General features: G+C 50.2%; 15 protein-coding genes. 9 read left to right on the forward strand and 6 right to left on the reverse strand.

Features of this window, described 5'->3' with window-relative positions:
* Positions 1-22 precede the first annotated feature (22 nt).
* From F4Y64_02530 to F4Y64_02550, 5 genes are read left to right on the forward strand one after another with little or no spacing between them, the layout of a single operon-like run.
* Entirely contained in the window at positions 23-1,189 is a 1,167-nt protein-coding gene (locus tag F4Y64_02530) for a citrate synthase (protein ID MXX96476.1), read from the forward strand.
* 53 nt (positions 1,190-1,242) lie between these two features.
* Complete coding sequence (locus F4Y64_02535) at positions 1,243-1,932, forward strand: succinate dehydrogenase cytochrome b subunit (GenBank protein MXX96477.1); 690 nt, start codon at positions 1,243-1,245, stop codon at positions 1,930-1,932.
* Positions 1,933-1,947: 15 nt separating this feature from the next.
* Positions 1,948-3,885, forward strand: a complete 1,938-nt coding sequence (locus F4Y64_02540; protein ID MXX96478.1) for a fumarate reductase/succinate dehydrogenase flavoprotein subunit — start codon at positions 1,948-1,950, stop codon at positions 3,883-3,885.
* 4 nt (positions 3,886-3,889) lie between these two features.
* Positions 3,890-4,630, forward strand: coding sequence for a succinate dehydrogenase/fumarate reductase iron-sulfur subunit (locus F4Y64_02545; GenBank protein ID MXX96479.1), 741 nt, complete (start codon positions 3,890-3,892; stop codon positions 4,628-4,630).
* A 42-nt stretch (positions 4,631-4,672) separates the two neighbouring features.
* Complete coding sequence (locus tag F4Y64_02550) at positions 4,673-5,923, forward strand: hypothetical protein (protein MXX96480.1); 1,251 nt, start codon at positions 4,673-4,675, stop codon at positions 5,921-5,923.
* 353 nt (positions 5,924-6,276) lie between these two features.
* Here F4Y64_02550 and F4Y64_02555 read toward each other — a convergent pair whose 3' ends face one another.
* Both F4Y64_02555 and F4Y64_02560 read right to left on the reverse strand, forming a co-directional pair.
* A complete protein-coding gene (locus tag F4Y64_02555) occupies positions 6,277-7,335 on the reverse strand; it encodes a hypothetical protein (GenBank protein ID MXX96481.1) in 1,059 nt (352 codons plus the stop codon).
* Positions 7,336-7,497: 162 nt separating this feature from the next.
* A complete protein-coding gene (locus F4Y64_02560; protein ID MXX96482.1) occupies positions 7,498-8,160 on the reverse strand; it encodes a hypothetical protein in 663 nt (220 codons plus the stop codon).
* An 870-nt stretch (positions 8,161-9,030) separates the two neighbouring features.
* Here F4Y64_02560 and F4Y64_02565 point away from each other — a divergent pair.
* Complete coding sequence (locus F4Y64_02565; GenBank protein ID MXX96483.1) at positions 9,031-9,378, forward strand: hypothetical protein; 348 nt, start codon at positions 9,031-9,033, stop codon at positions 9,376-9,378.
* A gap of 140 nt (positions 9,379-9,518) precedes the next feature.
* Here F4Y64_02565 and F4Y64_02570 read toward each other — a convergent pair whose 3' ends face one another.
* Positions 9,519-10,568 (reverse strand): hypothetical protein, encoded by a 1,050-nt coding sequence (locus F4Y64_02570; GenBank protein ID MXX96484.1) that lies wholly within the window; start codon positions 10,566-10,568, stop codon positions 9,519-9,521.
* 156 nt (positions 10,569-10,724) lie between these two features.
* On the opposite strand from F4Y64_02570, the gene F4Y64_02575 reads away from it, so the two are divergent.
* Positions 10,725-11,348, forward strand: a complete 624-nt coding sequence (locus F4Y64_02575; GenBank protein ID MXX96485.1) for a TRAP transporter small permease subunit — start codon at positions 10,725-10,727, stop codon at positions 11,346-11,348.
* Positions 11,338-12,684: a TRAP transporter large permease subunit gene (locus tag F4Y64_02580; GenBank protein MXX96486.1), complete on the forward strand. Its 1,347-nt coding sequence runs from the start codon at positions 11,338-11,340 to the stop codon at positions 12,682-12,684. The genes F4Y64_02575 and F4Y64_02580 overlap by 11 nt, the downstream gene beginning before the upstream one ends.
* A 5-nt stretch (positions 12,685-12,689) precedes the next feature.
* Here F4Y64_02580 and F4Y64_02585 read toward each other — a convergent pair whose 3' ends face one another.
* The gene (locus F4Y64_02585) at positions 12,690-13,805 is read right to left on the reverse strand and encodes an ABC transporter substrate-binding protein (protein ID MXX96487.1); all 1,116 of its coding nucleotides are present in this window, start codon (positions 13,803-13,805) and stop codon (positions 12,690-12,692) included.
* 2 nt (positions 13,806-13,807) lie between these two features.
* A complete protein-coding gene (locus F4Y64_02590) occupies positions 13,808-14,515 on the reverse strand; it encodes an SDR family NAD(P)-dependent oxidoreductase (GenBank protein MXX96488.1) in 708 nt (235 codons plus the stop codon).
* A gap of 75 nt (positions 14,516-14,590) precedes the next feature.
* On the opposite strand from F4Y64_02590, the gene F4Y64_02595 reads away from it, so the two are divergent.
* Positions 14,591-15,784: an aspartate aminotransferase family protein gene (locus F4Y64_02595; protein MXX96489.1), complete on the forward strand. Its 1,194-nt coding sequence runs from the start codon at positions 14,591-14,593 to the stop codon at positions 15,782-15,784.
* A 63-nt stretch (positions 15,785-15,847) separates the two neighbouring features.
* Here the strand turns inward: F4Y64_02595 and F4Y64_02600 are convergent, their stop codons facing one another.
* Entirely contained in the window at positions 15,848-16,792 is a 945-nt protein-coding gene (locus F4Y64_02600) for a glycosyltransferase family 2 protein (GenBank protein ID MXX96490.1), read from the reverse strand.
* Between the last annotated feature and the right edge of the window lie 4 nt (positions 16,793-16,796).

Here is a 16,796-nt window from a genome sequence, read left to right on the forward strand (position 1 = left end):
TGCTTTCTATAATTTACCTCAAATGAATCCACCGATAATTCCTCCATCTGGCCAGGATCATCATGTAAAAGGGCTTGAGGGTGTCATCGCACTCAACTCGTCCATCTGTCACATTGATGGACGCAAAGGGACTTTGGTTTATCGAGGGTATGCAATTGAAGACCTCGCTGAGAACAGTACCTTTGAAGACGTGGCCTACCTCCTCTGGCACGGCCAACTTCCTGGAGAGACGGAACGAAACACGCTGAATGAACAGTTGGTTAGCCTTCGTCATGTACCGGAAGCGGTGCTGGACCTGCTTGGCCGGTTGCCCGCGGACTTTGATGCAATGGCTGCACTGCGGACCGGCATTTCCCTGCTCTCACATTACGATCCTGAGGCAAATGATGGCTCGAAAGAAGCCAACTATCGTAAAGCACTCCGTTTGACAGCACAAATCCCGGTTTTGATTGCTGCTCTGGTGCGCCATCGTCATGGGCAGCCTCCGATCCCCCCACGAACAACCGGCAGTACCGCTGAAAACTTCTTGTACATGCTTACTGGCGAGCAGCCAGGGGTTCGTGCCATCGAAGCCTTGGACGCCGCTCTGGTTCTGCACGCAGAACATGGACTGAATGCCTCAACCTTCGCTGCGCGCGTCATCGGAGCTACGCTCAGTGACATGTATTCTGCCGTCACCGGCGGCGTTGCAGCACTCAAGGGGGCGCTACATGGGGGTGCAAACACACGGGTCATGCTCATGCTGCTCGATCTCCATGAGAGTGGCGAAGATCCTGCTGAGTTCGTTCGCAGAAAACTTGCTGCCAAAGAGCGCATCATGGGATTTGGACATCGTGTTTACAAGACACTCGATCCGCGTGCAAATGTTTTGCGCCAAATGGTCACTGAACTGGGGCGTGAACGAGACTCCATGTACTGGGTGGATCTTTGTTCTGTCCTCACCCGGGTAATGGAAGAAGAAAAAGGGATCAACGCAAACGTAGATTTCTACAGTGGCCTCGTTTACCACCTCTTGGGGATTGAGCCAGAGTTTTACACGACCCTCTTTGTGATGGGGCGCATTACTGGTTGGACAGCACACCTCATGGAGCAATGGGAGGATAATCGATTGATTCGGCCGCGAGCAGCGTATACGGGTCCCATGGGACTCCGCCTCGGTGACGCGGCGGCAACCAATGCTACACCGTAAGAGTACAGGGCGCTTGTTCCGATCAGTCCTTCCAAAGCGATAACTTGTTCGCCATGAAATTGATGACTGCCCTCATGTCCCCGATTGGCCGCAAGGTCCTGACCGGAGCGACGGGGATTGGTCTGGTTGCGTTTGTGATTGCACACATGATCGGGAATCTTACCTATCTATCTCCCGATCCCAACGCATATAACGCCTATGCTTACAAGTTATTGAGCCTCGGGTGGATCTTCTACACAATTGAGATTTTATTGGCACTCTGTTTTCTTCTGCATGCTGTGGTTGGGATTGCCATTCAGGTGCGCCGCCGCAAAGCCCGTCCAGTCGGATACAAGCTCTATAAAAGTGCCGGCTCCCCTAGCCGCTCAGGATACAGTGCGCGCTCCATGATCTTCACGGGAATCATCCTGCTCGGATTCCTGATCCTGCACCTGAACTCATTCAAGTACGGGCCGGGCGAGGCTCAAGGCTATATTGCAACGCTGGAAGGGGGTGAGGTGGTACGTGATCTGCGCCGTTTGATGACGGAGAAGTTTCAGGAGCCACTCTATGCCTTTGGGTATCCGCTTGTGATGATTCTTCTCGGAATGCATATGCGACATGGTGTATGGAGTGCGCTTCAATCTCTGGGGATGATGAGTCGCCGACTGTCCCCATATCTGTATACGTTCGCTGCTGTGTTGGGAGTCCTCGTGGCCGTTGGATTCTTGTTTGTTCCGCTTTACATCTATTTCCTGGAGTAGATCAACGAAATGGTCATGCCTGAGTCAGAGCTATCACACAGTCCGCGTCTAAACGCAAAGGTGCCATCGGGGCGCCTTCAGGAAAAGTGGGATGCCTACAAAAATTCAGTCTCTCTGGTCAGCCCTGCCAACAAGCGTTCGCATCACATTCTCGTTGTGGGTTCTGGCTTGGCTGGGGCTTCCGCAGCAGCCACGCTCGCTGGACTGGGTTATCATGTGACCTGCTTCTGTATTCAGGACTCTGCACGTAGAGCCCACTCTATCGCAGCACAGGGTGGAATCAACGCTGCAAAGAACTATCCGAATGACGGGGATACCGTCTGGCGACTGTTTTATGATACTATCAAGGGTGGGGATTACCGCGCACGCGAAGCAAATGTATACCGGCTTGCCCAGGTTTCGAACAATATCATTGATCAAGCGGTCGCACAGGGAGTCCCATTTGCACGCGAATACGGTGGTGTACTCTCAAACCGCTCGTTCGGTGGTGCCCAGGTTTCGCGCACTTTTTATGCAAGAGGTCAGACCGGACAACAACTCCTGCTCGGCGCTTACCAGGCGCTGAGTCATCAGATTGCGGCAGGACGTGTCACAATGCTGCCACGCAGGGAGATGGTAGATCTGGTTGTGGCCAATGACCGTGCCCATGGAATTATCGCGCGCAACCTGATTACAGGTGAACTGGAGCGGTACGCAGGCGATGCAGTTCTACTTTGTACGGGTGGATATGGGAATGCCTACTATCTGTCCACGAATGCCAAGAACTCCAACGTCACTGCCGCCTGGCGCTGCTATAAGCGGGGGGCGTTTTTTGCGAATCCGTGCTATACCCAGATTCACCCTACTTGTATTCCGGTGTCAGGAGATTATCAGTCCAAGCTCACTCTGATGAGCGAGAGCCTTCGCAATGATGGTCGTGTATGGGTCCCGAAGGACCCGAAAGACACGCGTGCTCCGGAAATGATTCCCGAGGATGCCAGAGATTATTATCTGGAACGCCGTTATCCCAGTTTCGGTAATTTAGTCCCCCGCGATGTTGCCTCCCGTGCAGCAAAGAAGGAATGTGATGCCGGACGGGGAGTCGGTGACACCCGGCTCGCAGTCTACCTTGATTTTGCTGATTCCATTCGTCGCCGTGGAGAAGAGACCATCCGTGAACGTTACGGGAATCTGTTTGAGATGTATGAGCGCATCACAGGAGATGATCCGTACGAAACTCCAATGCGGATCTATCCCGCGGTCCATTACACGATGGGGGGGCTTTGGGTTGACTATGAGCTTCAGAGCACCGTTCCAGGGCTCTTTGTTCTTGGGGAGGCAAATTTCAGTGATCACGGTGCCAATCGCCTCGGGGCTAGTGCATTGATGCAAGGCTTGGCAGATGGATATTTTGTGGTCCCTTACACCCTTGGAGCCTACTTGGCAGGAACCCAACAGTCGGATCAGCTTCCTGTAACGAACGATGCCTTTGCTACTGTTGAGCAGGAGGCTGGTGTGCGCATTGACCGGATCCTCAAGAACAATGGAGATAAATCTCCGACCCAGTTCCACCGGGAGCTTGGTCGTCTGCTTTGGGATCATGTGGGAATGGCACGGGACCGTAGCGGACTGGAATCATCCGTCAATGCGATCGAAAACTTGGGGGAGGAATTTTGGGAACGTATCCAGGTTCCGGGTACTGCTGATCGGTACAATAAGAATCTGGAGTTTGCTGGGCGTGTGGCTGATTTTATTGAACTGGGATCGCTCATGGCACGAGATGCCCTTCGCCGCGAGGAATCTTGTGGAGGGCATTTTCGTGAAGAGTTCCAGACTCCTGAAGGAGAAGCTGAACGTAACGATGAAGATTTTGCTGACGTAGCAGCTTGGGAGCACACTGACGGTGATCCTGTATTGCATCTCGAGCAACTTTCCTTCGAGAACGTGCATCTATCTAAACGCAGCTATAAATAGTACCATGATTATCCACCTGCGTGTCTGGAGACAGGAAGGCCCCGAATCTCCAGGAAAGCTTGTAGACTACACGGTTCAAGAGGCCAGTGAGCATATGTCATTTCTGGAGCTCCTGGATGTCCTCAACGAACAGCTTCTTGCAAGCGGAGACGATCCTGTGGAGTTTGACAGTGACTGTCGGGAAGGGATCTGTGGATCATGTGGCCTGATGGTCGCTGGAATTGCACATGGACCACAAAAGCGAACTGCCATATGTCAATTGCACATGCGTAGCTTCAAGGACGGAGACACCATCACCGTAGAGCCCTTCCGTGCACATGCGTTCCCGGTAATTCGGGATCTCGTTGTTGATCGGAGTGCCTTTGATCGAATTATTGCAGCACACGGGTATGTTTCTGTCACGACGGGTTCCGCTCCCGATGCAAATGCAATCCCTGTTCCCAAGGATGCGGCGGAAGAGGCAATGGATTATGCAGCATGTATTGGCTGTGGTGCATGCGTTGCTGCATGCCCGAATGGGAGTGCTTCTCTGTTTACCGCAGCCAAGATCGCACATTTAGCTCAGCTTCCCCAGGGCCAGGTAGAGGCGTCCCAGCGCGTGATAGCAATGGTTGATCAAATGGATGCGGAGGGATTCGGGGACTGCTCGAATTATGCTGAATGCGAGGCAGTATGTCCAAAGGGCATTTCCATAGACGGGATCGCTAGTATGAGGCGGGCTTATATGAAAGGGGTCCTTTCGTAATAATTCTCCCCTTAACATTCATTCTTTAGCTCTGGAGCCAGGTTGTTAGTCGCACACCTTTGCATACTTCTGCTCTCGATTTATGCCATCGTAAAATCGAGTGATTCCCTCGTGGACATTGCCAGCGGGCTCGGAGGCAAGGCCCGTCTGAATGATTACTTCATCGGTAGTTTTCTCGTTGGAATTGGAACCTCCCTGCCAGAGCTTTTTACGTCCATCGCAGCAACTAATTCGGGTTCTCCACAACTGGTGGCTCCGACCGTCTTCGGTACGGTCATCGCCAACATAGGTGCGGGGTTTGGTCTGGGTGTTTTGGCACTCTTCTTTTTCGTACGAGGTGATGGTCGATTCCGCCTGTTCACTAAATCTCATGCACTATCTGACGGGTATCTGAATTTCGATAGCATCAATGCCAGCCCCGTCATTTTTGCAACCGGGTCTGTAGTGCTGACCTTCCTACTGTGCCTGGACGGTGTTTTTGACCGTTTTGATGCGGGCCTCTTTCTCCTTCTTTATGCTGGCTTCATCTTTACTGAGTTCTATCGAAGCCGCTTTCAGAAACCTGCTGCCGATCCCCATCCCACTCGAACGGAAATAATTCTATCCCGAGTTGAGAAGGATCGGCACCAAAGAGCTGCTATTTGGCGGATTTCCCCGTCTCTAGCCGCAATCGTTGTTGTCTTCGCAGTTCCTGGGGTCTGGCAAGAATTGGGCACGATCGCATCAGGAAACTTTGTCTTCTACTTTTTTGTCGTGGGGCTATTTTTGATTCTGGGGTTTCAATTCTGGAATTATCGTCCAGAATTAACGCGTACGGGAGGGCCTGAAAAAACGAATGTGGAAAACTTGCCGGCTTGGGCTGGGATTCTTCTCTTGGGCTCAGTCATACTTTTGCTATACTTCAGCGGCGTAATTGTTGTGGGTTCTCTCGTCAAAATTGCCGATGACTTACAGATCAACTCGGGTGCGTTGGCTGCGAGTGCATTGGCTATTGGCACTTCTCTTCCTGACATTGTAGTCGCGCTCAATGTTGTCCGCCGCAGCCGGCATAAACTCCTAGTCGGTCATATCTTCCAATCAAACATCTTCGACGCATTTCTGATTATGGGAGTTTGTGGTCTGATTGTACCACTTCCAGAGGTTGCAACGGGTTCGTCAAATATCTCAATTATTGCCGCAACTCTGCTCACCTTTCCTCTCTTGTGGACGTTGCGGTCGAAAAAACTTACCCTGTTGGGCGGGCTAGGACTATTTCTTGGCTTTCTATTTTTCGTTTGGCGACTCTACTGGTAACCAAACTGGTATCGGTGATTTTACGTAAGAATCAGGGCTCCGCTTCTTATTGATGCCGATCCACAAGACTAGACATGTCCAGTGGAGCATAGAATATCCCCAGGAAATCTCTTCGATTCAGCTGTCTAAATCCTACAGGGCAGAGATTTATCCAGAACATCCATGAAATATCGAACTAGCGGCGACTCTAAGCACTGGCAAAAAATATCCACTGACACACTACAAATCATTTCTTCCCCGTTGTACATCAGTAACATACGCTTGAGATAATGGTGGACTGAGTATTTCCGGAAGCAACCACGGTGGCGGCAGGTTCATTGCCATACATTCCCCCCTACAGCGCGCAGGCATCATCATTCCAAATACTCAAGTTTGTACTTTCTCAAAAAGTCCGTTGAATCTGTCGTCGTTACGGCATATGCAAACCCCTTTCTATCCATGTAGACCAAGCGTGTATAAGGCGGCATTTTGAACACTCCCTTCTCTTCTCCCGCGAGGGTCATCACGTACACTGATCTTCTAACAGGCATCTCTTCTATCTCTCCTCCATGTTCTAGAAGCAGATTCCCTGCGTGATCCAACACTGCACCTGTAAATATCATTCCTCCGGGCACGTAGCTAATGGACTCGATCATGTGATCCGGCAAGGGAATTTGTCCCTCTAGATCTATAAAGCCCCCCTCGTATCGCAGAGGTAGATCAGCAACTGATAGTCGGTTCAAAACATTCCCAGACAGGTCGTAGACATCAATTCGATTTACCGCTTGAAAAACAACAACAATCCTTCCCAGAGGCCCCACAAGCAAAATGAACTGGTTCTCCGTATTGTACTTATGCATGTCTCTGAGTTCAAACATGCTTGATATCTCACCATTAAGTGCGTACGCACCTATATAACTTTTGAGCGTTGTTACGTCGGCTAAATCAACAGTTCCATAGTATAGTAGCTGGTTTGGGGCAGGATCTATGTTACTTGCCAAAGTGATTTGGGCCGATCCAGTGTAGTTGAGGTCAAGGTCAAAGAATCGTACGGCTCCAGTTCCTACTTGGTCTGTGGCAACTAGAGTACTATCTAACAACGCGATGGAGTGCGGGCCACTGACAAATTCTCCAGGAGCCACCCCCTGGTGTCCAACTCGACTGATCAACTGCCCGTGTGAATCGTATTTACTGATCGAAAAATCTCGGTGGTCTGCAACATAGATATTCCCGTCTTGCCCCACGGCGATATCCGCAATATCGAAAAATCCCCCTATGGACAAAACTTCCTGGAGTTCAATAGGCTGAGCACTACTTACTGAGCTTAGCCCACATGACATTGCAATCCATGATAGAATTACTATCAGGTACCGGTTACGGGCACACGCATTATCGCATGGCTCAAGCAAACCAACCCGTGAGGAAGTCAGCATGAATCGTAGTGGCATTCTCCTTGTCTAGGTCCGCATGCCTAAGCTGAAGCCCGTTTAACCACACCTTTTCTGATTAATCCAAACTGTGGAAACACGAGCAGAAAAGCATTGACCGAAACCTTTCAGTAAAGGTAGACTCGAAGAACTAGCATAGTGAAGCCACTATTCTAACCCATACAAGTCTTCCACACAGTCTATGAATCCTTGTGGACATATCTTGAGAAGAAACAAGACAGTCATTTCTGCGGAGGAACGGCCACTTTCATAAGCATCTATGGCAGTCTCCATACAATTCATCATAAGATCAAAACACTGGTCCGTTTTAAGGCATTCGCAATTGCCGGAATTTTTGGACGGGACTGTGCTTGCTTCGGGGATTTCTGCTTTGGCCACTACTGTCAGGAAGGTATTCTCGATAGGGATTATGCTTGGATCGGGGATTTCTGCTTTGGATGCTACCGTCAGGAAGGAGAGTAGCATTGCAACAGATAGCATTTTTGCTGTGTGCTTTGTGGTCTGAAGGATTCGGTTGGTCATTGTACTACAAATGGATGTTGGTTGATATTGTTCAGTTCCTGCTTCCAAAATCAAATGCTGGTAACTAGAGCCTCTTGCAAAACTCCAAAATCTGAAATCAGGGGGAGGCTCTTTACCATTTATGCGCATAAAAAGGTGGCATAACTTGATTTGAATCATTTCAATTATTATAGATCCGCCCTGTGTGCGACGAATTGGGACCCCATGAGGTCGATTGATTTGACCTTCCATACGAGTTGATAGCAGCACGGCACTCGCCTTGTGAACGTTCTCCCGCCAGCAGGTCATAATGGACAGATTTTTAAGTCTTGTGAAATATAGTAATATTTCGAATACTTTTCCGTCAATTACATTCTTTCACTGTTAAATCACGGATAATATTGGTTGCATTTCTGTTAATTTGCGATGAATTTATTTCTTAGGGCCAGAGCATTGAACCATCACAATCGCTTTATCAGCCAGCGCACGACGTGAGATTCAGATCCTTATTTAAAACAAATCGAGATATGGGCGAATGAATAAATCCAAGGGAACTGCGGCAAGGCGGGCGATTGAACCTCCCTCTTCATCTTATTCAAGATGTCTCGACCGGGTACTCTATTGTGCTGATCAAGAAGTTAAAGATCTGCTGAGGTCGAACATGGATCCATGAGCCTCACTCGAAATTCTGTGTTCTGGTGCTAGGTGATCCGGTTTACTGGGTCATCCGTAGGAGTTGATCCACGGCAAGTACCGCCACACCGAACATTAGATGCACATGACCTTCTGATAACTACGTACCCTGATTCACCAATCAGAACCAGAGTCCTCAAAAGACCAAATGTGTAAAAAGTCCTAGATCTAGGATTTTTGCAAGAGGCTCACTGGCCTGAGACTCTCGAGTCAATTCACCGATCATCGCTACCTACCTGCAAGCGATCTTGATGTAGCGCAAGTATACAAAATGCTCTGATATTGAAACCGACTCATAGAGGGACGTTCTGCGGGGTTTGATGAATTTTCTGCTGGGAATTCAGGATCGCTCCCGCGGTTCAAAGAAAGCATAGACATTCCCAATCATTCCGGCCAAGATCGGATTTCTTCCGTCGGACCGTATTATCGTTGTCTCGTACTTCAGTGGTATAATTGCTGTGGTCTCATCCGTCATGATTTCCGAAGATCTACAGATCAACTCGGGGAGCGTTGGCTGCGAGTGCACTGGCAATCGGCACCTCTCTTCCTGATATTGTGGTCGCACTCAATGTTGTCCGTCGCGGCCGGCATAAACTCCTAGTCGGTCATATCTTCCAATCAAACATCTTCGACGCATTTCTGATTATGGGAGTTTGTGGTCTGATTGTACCACTTCCAGAGGTTGCAACGGGTTCGTCAAATATCTCAATTATTGCCGCAACTCTGCTCACCTTTCCTCTCTTGTGGACGTTGCGGTCGAAAAAACTTACCCTGTTGGGCGGGCTAGGACTATTTCTCGGCTTTCTCTTTTTCGTTTGGCGGCTCTACTGGTAACCGGGCCGATCGAAGCAACCGTATTGAGTAGATATGTTGGCTGGCCGAGGAGTCGTGATACAGCAATTTTAACTTATGTCGTCTCCCGAATCCCAACTCGGCTAAACCGCACTCTTAATTTTGTAGTTTCGCGCCGCGATTCACCACTCAACTCCCCACACAACAATGGTGGAATCTGTTGCCTGATAGATCCTTCCATTCTGGTAAATGGTGTAGTAGCGATCCTGTTCAGGTGGAAACATGGAATGTTGGTATTCTCCAGTCCTTACATCATAAACATCAATCACTATAGTTTTATCTGGAGCCTCGGATGGGCCAACTCCTAATACAAAAAGCTTGTCGTTTTCTACAGTATTACTGCTAGTATGAAAATATCGGCCAACATTACGACGGCCTTGCATTCCTCCACGCATGACCGTTTCCATCTCTGGTTCTTCAAATTCATCCTCGTATCCTATTGTTGTTCTGGCATAAACGAGTGTGCCATTTGGTTCGTACTGCAGGATTAAAGGATACTGGTGAAATACACAGAGTACGTTCTCGTTATATGTTAGAATAGTGCCCCCTAATCCCATGAATCCTTCTTTTCCTTCGTCCACAAGACTCGAAGAAGAGATGATTTCAAATACGTCGCCATCAAGTCTGGACTCAAGTAGCGTAGAACCGTTCGCGAACTTTACGTATTCTCGCCCCGTGGCGGTAATCTGATACCCAAATGGTTGATCTTTTTCTTTTTTCTCTTGCAAAACATTACCATCAATCGAAAAAGAAACGGTCTTTCGACCATAAGTATCCACCACATAAACTATCGAATCACCTGTTATGCCAAAGTCAGTGACATTAAGTAGTTCTCCCGGACCTTCCCCACCACCTTCGTTTCCGTAAGAGACAAGGTGTTCTCCAGATGGGGAGAATTTTAGAACCTTATTGAAATCGTCCAATGCGTAGAGATTCCCCCGCCTGTCGACGGACACGGGAACTGGGCGATAGAGAAAAATATCCGTCGCATCCGGTACCGTGAACAACTTCTCATAGGAAACTTCAAGGAATTTCCTCTCTGAGACGCTTTGTTCTGATAGTCTGTCCAGATATAATTGTCCGAAACGAACCGGGGTGTCTCCCTCTTCCGTCTGACAGGAAACCAGCAACAGGATTATCCCCAACCCTACTCCAAAGAATAACTTGCGCATATGTAGTGTTTTTGGACGAGATTCTACCGCGATTTATGTGGATTGATCAATTTGGATTCCGACCAGATATAGAGGATTGGTGGGATTGGTCTTTGGGAACTATTCCCTAATTTAACCCCCGGCCATTCACTGCTCGCGGTAACCTCAGGTACACCAATGACTCTCAACGAGGTCATTTCGGCTTCTGCTTCTCGGATTGAGAAAGTATCCGACTTCTTCGGAAAGATGACCTGGTATTGCACCCTCCTCATGGTCATCTCGGGTGCCTACAACGCGATCGTGCGCTCGCTGGCCGGCTGGGCACACATCAATCCGTCAGATGCTAGCACGTTTAAAAGAGTCCTGCACTGGGTCGGTGAAGTCGCAAGGCAGGGAAGCTCGAATACTTTTATTGAAATTCAGTGGTATTTCTTCAGCCTGATCTTCCTAATGGGGGCCGCCCATGCACTGAAGGCCGGTGCGCATGTGCGGGTTGACATATTCTATAATCGCCTCTCCAGGCGTGCTAAAGCCTGGACCAATGTATTGGGCACGTTGATCTTTCTCCTCCCCTTCTGTGCACTAATGATCGGAACTTCGTGGCCAGCCGTGACGGATTCCTGGACCCGACTGGAAGGATCTCCCGATCCTGGTGGATTACCTCGTTACCCGCTACTGACGATCATCCCCCTTGCGTTTATACTGTTGATGGCACAAGGGCTAGCCTTTGCTGCACGCGAAGCTTTACACCTGTTGCACCCCCCTGAACTGAACCATCAAATCAAGGAAAATGGGATTTGAATGGCTGGCACCGCTCATGTTTGCGGTAGCATTGATTCTGATTTTCTCGGGCTATCCAGTCGCCTTTGCTCTTGGAGGTGTATCTCTCATTTTTGCCGTAATCGGGGTCAGCATCGGCTACTTTGACTGGCATTTGATGCTGGCATTGCCGGATCGATTATTTGGCATCATGTCAAATTACACGCTTTTGGCTGTCCCCTTTTTCATCTTCATGGGAACGATGCTGGAAAAGAGTCATCTTGCACGAGATCTATTGCATACAATTGGTCTGCTCTTTGGTCCTGTGCGTGGGGGGCTGGCATTCGCAGTCATATTCGTGGGGGTACTCCTTGCCGCTGCAACGGGCATTGTTGGTGCGAGCGTGGTTGCCATGGGCATGATTGCTCTTCCCGTCATGCTCAATAACGGGTATTCGAAAGAGCTCTCCGTCGGTGTGATTACAGCAACGGGAACGCTGGGGCAAATCATTCCTCCCAGCGTCGTCCTGGTCGTTCTTGCCGATCAACTGGGAGTCTCTGTTGGTGATCTCTTTATTGGAGCCCTGGTTCCTGGTGTCCTCCTCGCATTGCTTTATGCGTTGTACGCAACAGGAGTTGCTCTGATAAAACCGTCTGCAGCACCCGCAATCCCGAAGACGGTACGCGAACTGGAGCACGGAGAGCTGCTACGAAAAATTTTCCTGGTCATGCTCCCGCCCCTGCTACTCATCTTTGTTGTGCTAGGGAGTATTTTTGCCGGGATCGCAACTCCCACGGAGTCCGGTGCTTTAGGGGCTGTTGGTGCAATTATTCTGGCAGCACTCAATGGCCGTCTGAACAAAAAGGCCTTGATGCAGACTATGGAAGAGACAGCAAAACTCACCGCAATGGTGATGATGCTTTTGATTGCTTCAACCGCATTCGCGCTCATCTTTAGAGGACTTGACGGCGGAATCTGGATTGAGGATCTTCTGATTAATCTTCCCGGAGGAGTCATTGGATTCCTTCTTCTTGCCAATCTCGCCATCTTTATTCTGGGATTCTTTATTGATTTCTTTGAGATTGCGTTCATCATCATTCCACTGATGGTACTGCCTGCTGCTCATCTGTTGAGCCCGATGCTTGGCGTACCCGAAAGCACGGCCTTGGTCTGGTTTGGTGTCATGGTCGGCATGAACCTGCAGACCTCTTTCCTAACACCACCGTTCGGGTTCGCGCTCTTCTATCTTCGGGGTGTCGCACCACTCGAAATGAAGACCGAAGCAATTTACCGGGGAGCAGTTCCCTTCATCGGAATCCAGGTGCTGGGACTGATTCTGCTGATCCTGTTCCCCGACTTGGTTCTGTGGGCACTCTGACCCGCTTATACGCCAGCTTCTCCGTGGCTATTCATGTATGAAAGCATCTCGTATTCCGCGGTGTGAATCCACTCATCGGAATCATGGCGCCAAGCAAGGAAAGAATCGTGTACACGTGCAAACCCCGGGTCTTCTCGCTCGTCCTGCAGAAGATCCTGCGAAACGGTGTACGCCGCATCCATGACATCTCTGGGAAACGAGCGCAATTCTATATCAGAGTTTACAATCCGCCGAAAGGCAGGTGGGTTCAGGGCATCGTACCTTGCAAGCATATACTGATTCGCTTCGGCCATCGCGACCTCCAGAGCCGCCTGGTATGCTGATGGAAGCTCCTGCATTGACTGTTGGTTGACAAAGAAAGAAAGGTTTGCAGATGGCTCCCACCACCCTGGATAGTAGTAATAGCTTGCCACCTGATTAAATCCGAGCTTTTCATCATCGTAGGGACCAACCCATTCCGCAGCATCAATCGCACCGCGCTCGAGTGCAGGATAGATTTCCCCTCCGGGAATCTGCTGCACAGTTACTCCCAACTGATCCATCACCCGCCCGCCCAGACCGGGGATCCGCATGGAAAGTCCGCTTAAGTCCAGTAGACTGTTGATCTCCCGATTAAACCACCCACCCATCTGTGCTCCGGTGTTCCCTCCTGGATAATTCAGAACTCCATAATCTGCGAACAACTCTCTGAGAATCTCCTGCCCACCACCTTCATAAACCCAGCTATTGTATTGGCGAGCCGTCAAACCGAAAGGAATCGTGGTTTCAAAAGCAAATGCCGGATTCTTACCGATATAGTAATATCCAGCCGAGTGTCCCATTTGTACAGTACCCTTCTGCACAGAATCAAGGACTTCAAACGCAGGGACGACCTCTCCGGCAGGATAAACACGAATGGTAAATCTTCCATCGGTCAACTGACTGACACGGTTACTCATTACTTCAGCGGCACCGTAAATCGTATCCAGAGAACGGGCAAAACTAGATGCAAGTCGCCATCGAAGGGTTGGGGTACTTGATTGAACAGCGGGAGAGTCGGCACTCTGGGTGCCGCATCCAGCGAGAACCGTCCCTGCTGCAGCACCAAGAGCAGTGGATCTGATAAAATGTCTACGTTTCATGGTTATCCGCGTGGTCGAAGAGGTCGCATGACGACCTCGGAAATCAAATAATTGTCCGGCGATTGAAGGACGTGAATCACAGTGGACGCAATATCCTCCGGTTGCATGGGGTTCGGCGCACCTGAAGAGCCTGCAACACGACCAAATTCCGTCGCTACACTGCCCGGGCAGATAGAGGTGACTTTGATGCCATCGCCGCGCAGTTCTTTCATCGTTGCCTCACTAAAGCCACGGAGGCCGAATTTTGTCGCATTGTATGCACTCAAATTTGCGTTTCCAACCAAGCCGGCAACCGATGCAATATTAACAATATGCCCTCCAAATCCTGTCTGCTGATTCTGTGCCTTCATGAGTGGAACTGCCGCACGTGTACAAAGATACACGCCCGTCAAGTTCGTATCCATTTGAATCGTCCAATCCTCTTGCGACTGGACATCAATCGGTGCAAAACGTCCAAGTCCTGCATTATTGATTAGAATATCTACACGATCCAACCCTGAAAACGCATCTCTCACCGAGGCTTCATCCGTCACATCACATTCGACAGGCCTGAATTCTGAACCTATTTCTGCCTCCAGCGATTTCAGACGGTTCAACCTGCGTGCAAGTCCATACACTCTACTGCCTTGACTCCCCAGATGCCGGGCGAACTCGCTTCCGAGTCCACTGCTGGCACCGGTCACAACGGCGATTTTATTACGTAGATTCATGCGTTCTTTCTGTGGTAGCGTTTACCTTGAACCCCAGCTATATTCACCTGTTCGTGTGGAATGGATGACTCTCCAATGAAAGCGGATATTGCTCCCCACCTTGCTTGGACCAGTGACCACCCCCTCGGCTATGAAGTGGAGCGGGCAGAGGGACCGTTCCTGTTTCTGACGAACGGACGCCGACTGATTGACTTCATCAGCGGGATTGCCGTCTCTTCCCTGGGACATCGACACCCGAAGGTCTTGGAGGCCATTCGAGACCAACTTAAAAAACATCTCCATGTCATGGTTTATGGCGAGTTGATCCAAGCACCACAAGTACAGTTTTCCAATCAACTCGCTGATATACTTCCACCCTCGCTTGACTGCGTCTACTTCACCATGTCGGGAACCGAGGCGAACGAAGGAGCCCTCAAACTGGCCAAGAAGTATACTGGCCGCAGTCGGATGGTTGCCTTTGAACAATCATATCACGGTGACTCTCATGGCTCATTGAGCGTTACTGGACGGAATATTTACCAAGACCCATTTCGACCCTTGCTTCCAGGAATCACCTTCCTGCCCTTTGGGGACTTTGAAGCCCTGACTGCAATTGATGATCAGGTTGCGTGCGTAATTGCGGAACCGATCCAGGGCGAAGGTGGAATGCGAGTCCCTCCACCAGGCTGGTTCAAAGCCTTGCGCTCCAGATGCAGTGATGTGGAAGCCCTCTTGATTCTGGACGAAATCCAGACCGGTTTTGGCCGGACTGGTCATCTATTTGCGTTTGAGCATGAAGAGATTGTGCCAGATATTCTGACCCTGGCCAAAGCAATGGGAGGGGGAATGCCACTGGGTGCTTTCGTCTCCAGTGCTGAAATAATGGACTCGCTTAGACGCGATCCACCACTCAGCCATGTGACGACCTTTGGTGGTCATCCGGTATCGTGCGCAGCTGCCAGCGCCGCGCTACAGGTGATGCTGGATGAAAAACTGGCGGAGCGTGCAGTATGGGTGGGCAAGCGGATACGGTCTAAACTCAGGGATGCGCCCATGGCAAATCTGCGTGGTACAGGGGCCATGCTTGGTTTGGATCTGCCAAGTTCGTCAATCGCTGAACAGGTCGTGAAAACCTGTATGAATCATGGAGTGCTTCTGGGCTGGACACTCCACTCTGGGACCGTCATCCGACTCGCTCCCCCTCTCAATATCCCCGAAGAAGTCCTAGACGAGGCCTTGGACGTGATCTCCAGTGCACTTGGCCAGGCACACGCCGAACGTAGCGCATAGACGGTTGACAACAAGGTTGTGACCCAGGCAGTACTCAACGCGCTGGCCAATACCCTCCTGTGGTCAATCAGATCCTGTTACAACCTCAGTAATCTCGTACGGCTGGTTTTCCTTCATGCGCCCGCGCAAAATGAGATCCCCCAAAAATCCTGTGCACATGAACTGAACCCCCACCATAATGAGCAATACACCGAGCAAAAGGGAAGGGCGATCACCCACTGGGTTATCGTAAACAAACTTATCAACCGTGATCCATAAACTGATTACAAAGCCCCCCAGAAAGGCCAACAACCCCATCGACCCGAAAAAATGCATGGGACGGGCACCAAAACGGGTCAGAAACATCACCGTCATGAGATCCAAGCAGCCTCGGACATAACGCTCAAACCCGAATTTTGACCGTCCATGCTGGCGGCTCCGATGATTTACCCGCTGCTCACTAATCTGGGTGAAGCCCTCCCATTTGGCCAACAGTGGCATGTACCGGTGCATCTCCCCGTAGATCTTCATTGATTTGACGACTTCAAGCCGGTATGCTTTCAGGCCACAATTAAAGTCATGCAGCGCAATCCCTGACACAATCCGGGTGACAAGGTTGAAGAAGCGACTGGGGAGGGTTTTGGTCCAAGGGTCTTTTCGAACTTTTTTCCAACCACTAACCAGATCCTGTCCTGCGTCCACCGCGGCTACCAGTGATGGGATTTCGCTCGGATCGTCCTGCAGGTCCGCATCCATTGTGATCACAACGCGTGCGCTCACATACTCAAACCCGGCTGCAAGTGCCGCACTTTTTCCATAGTTGCGTCGGAGCTGAATCCCATTGAAGCGTTTGTCCGCATCGCACTGACGAAGGATTTCAGTCCAGGAATCGTCACCGGAGCCGTCGTCTATTAACCAGACCTCAAAGGTCAATCCGGCCTCTTCACAACTGAACCGGATCTCATTGGCGAGAGATGCAATGGAGGCAGTCTCTTCATAGACAGGAACAACAATGCCGACATCCAACATGGGC

This window comes from Rhodothermaceae bacterium (genome assembly GCA_009838195.1).
Lineage (GTDB): Bacteria > Bacteroidota > Rhodothermia > Rhodothermales > Bin80 > Bin80.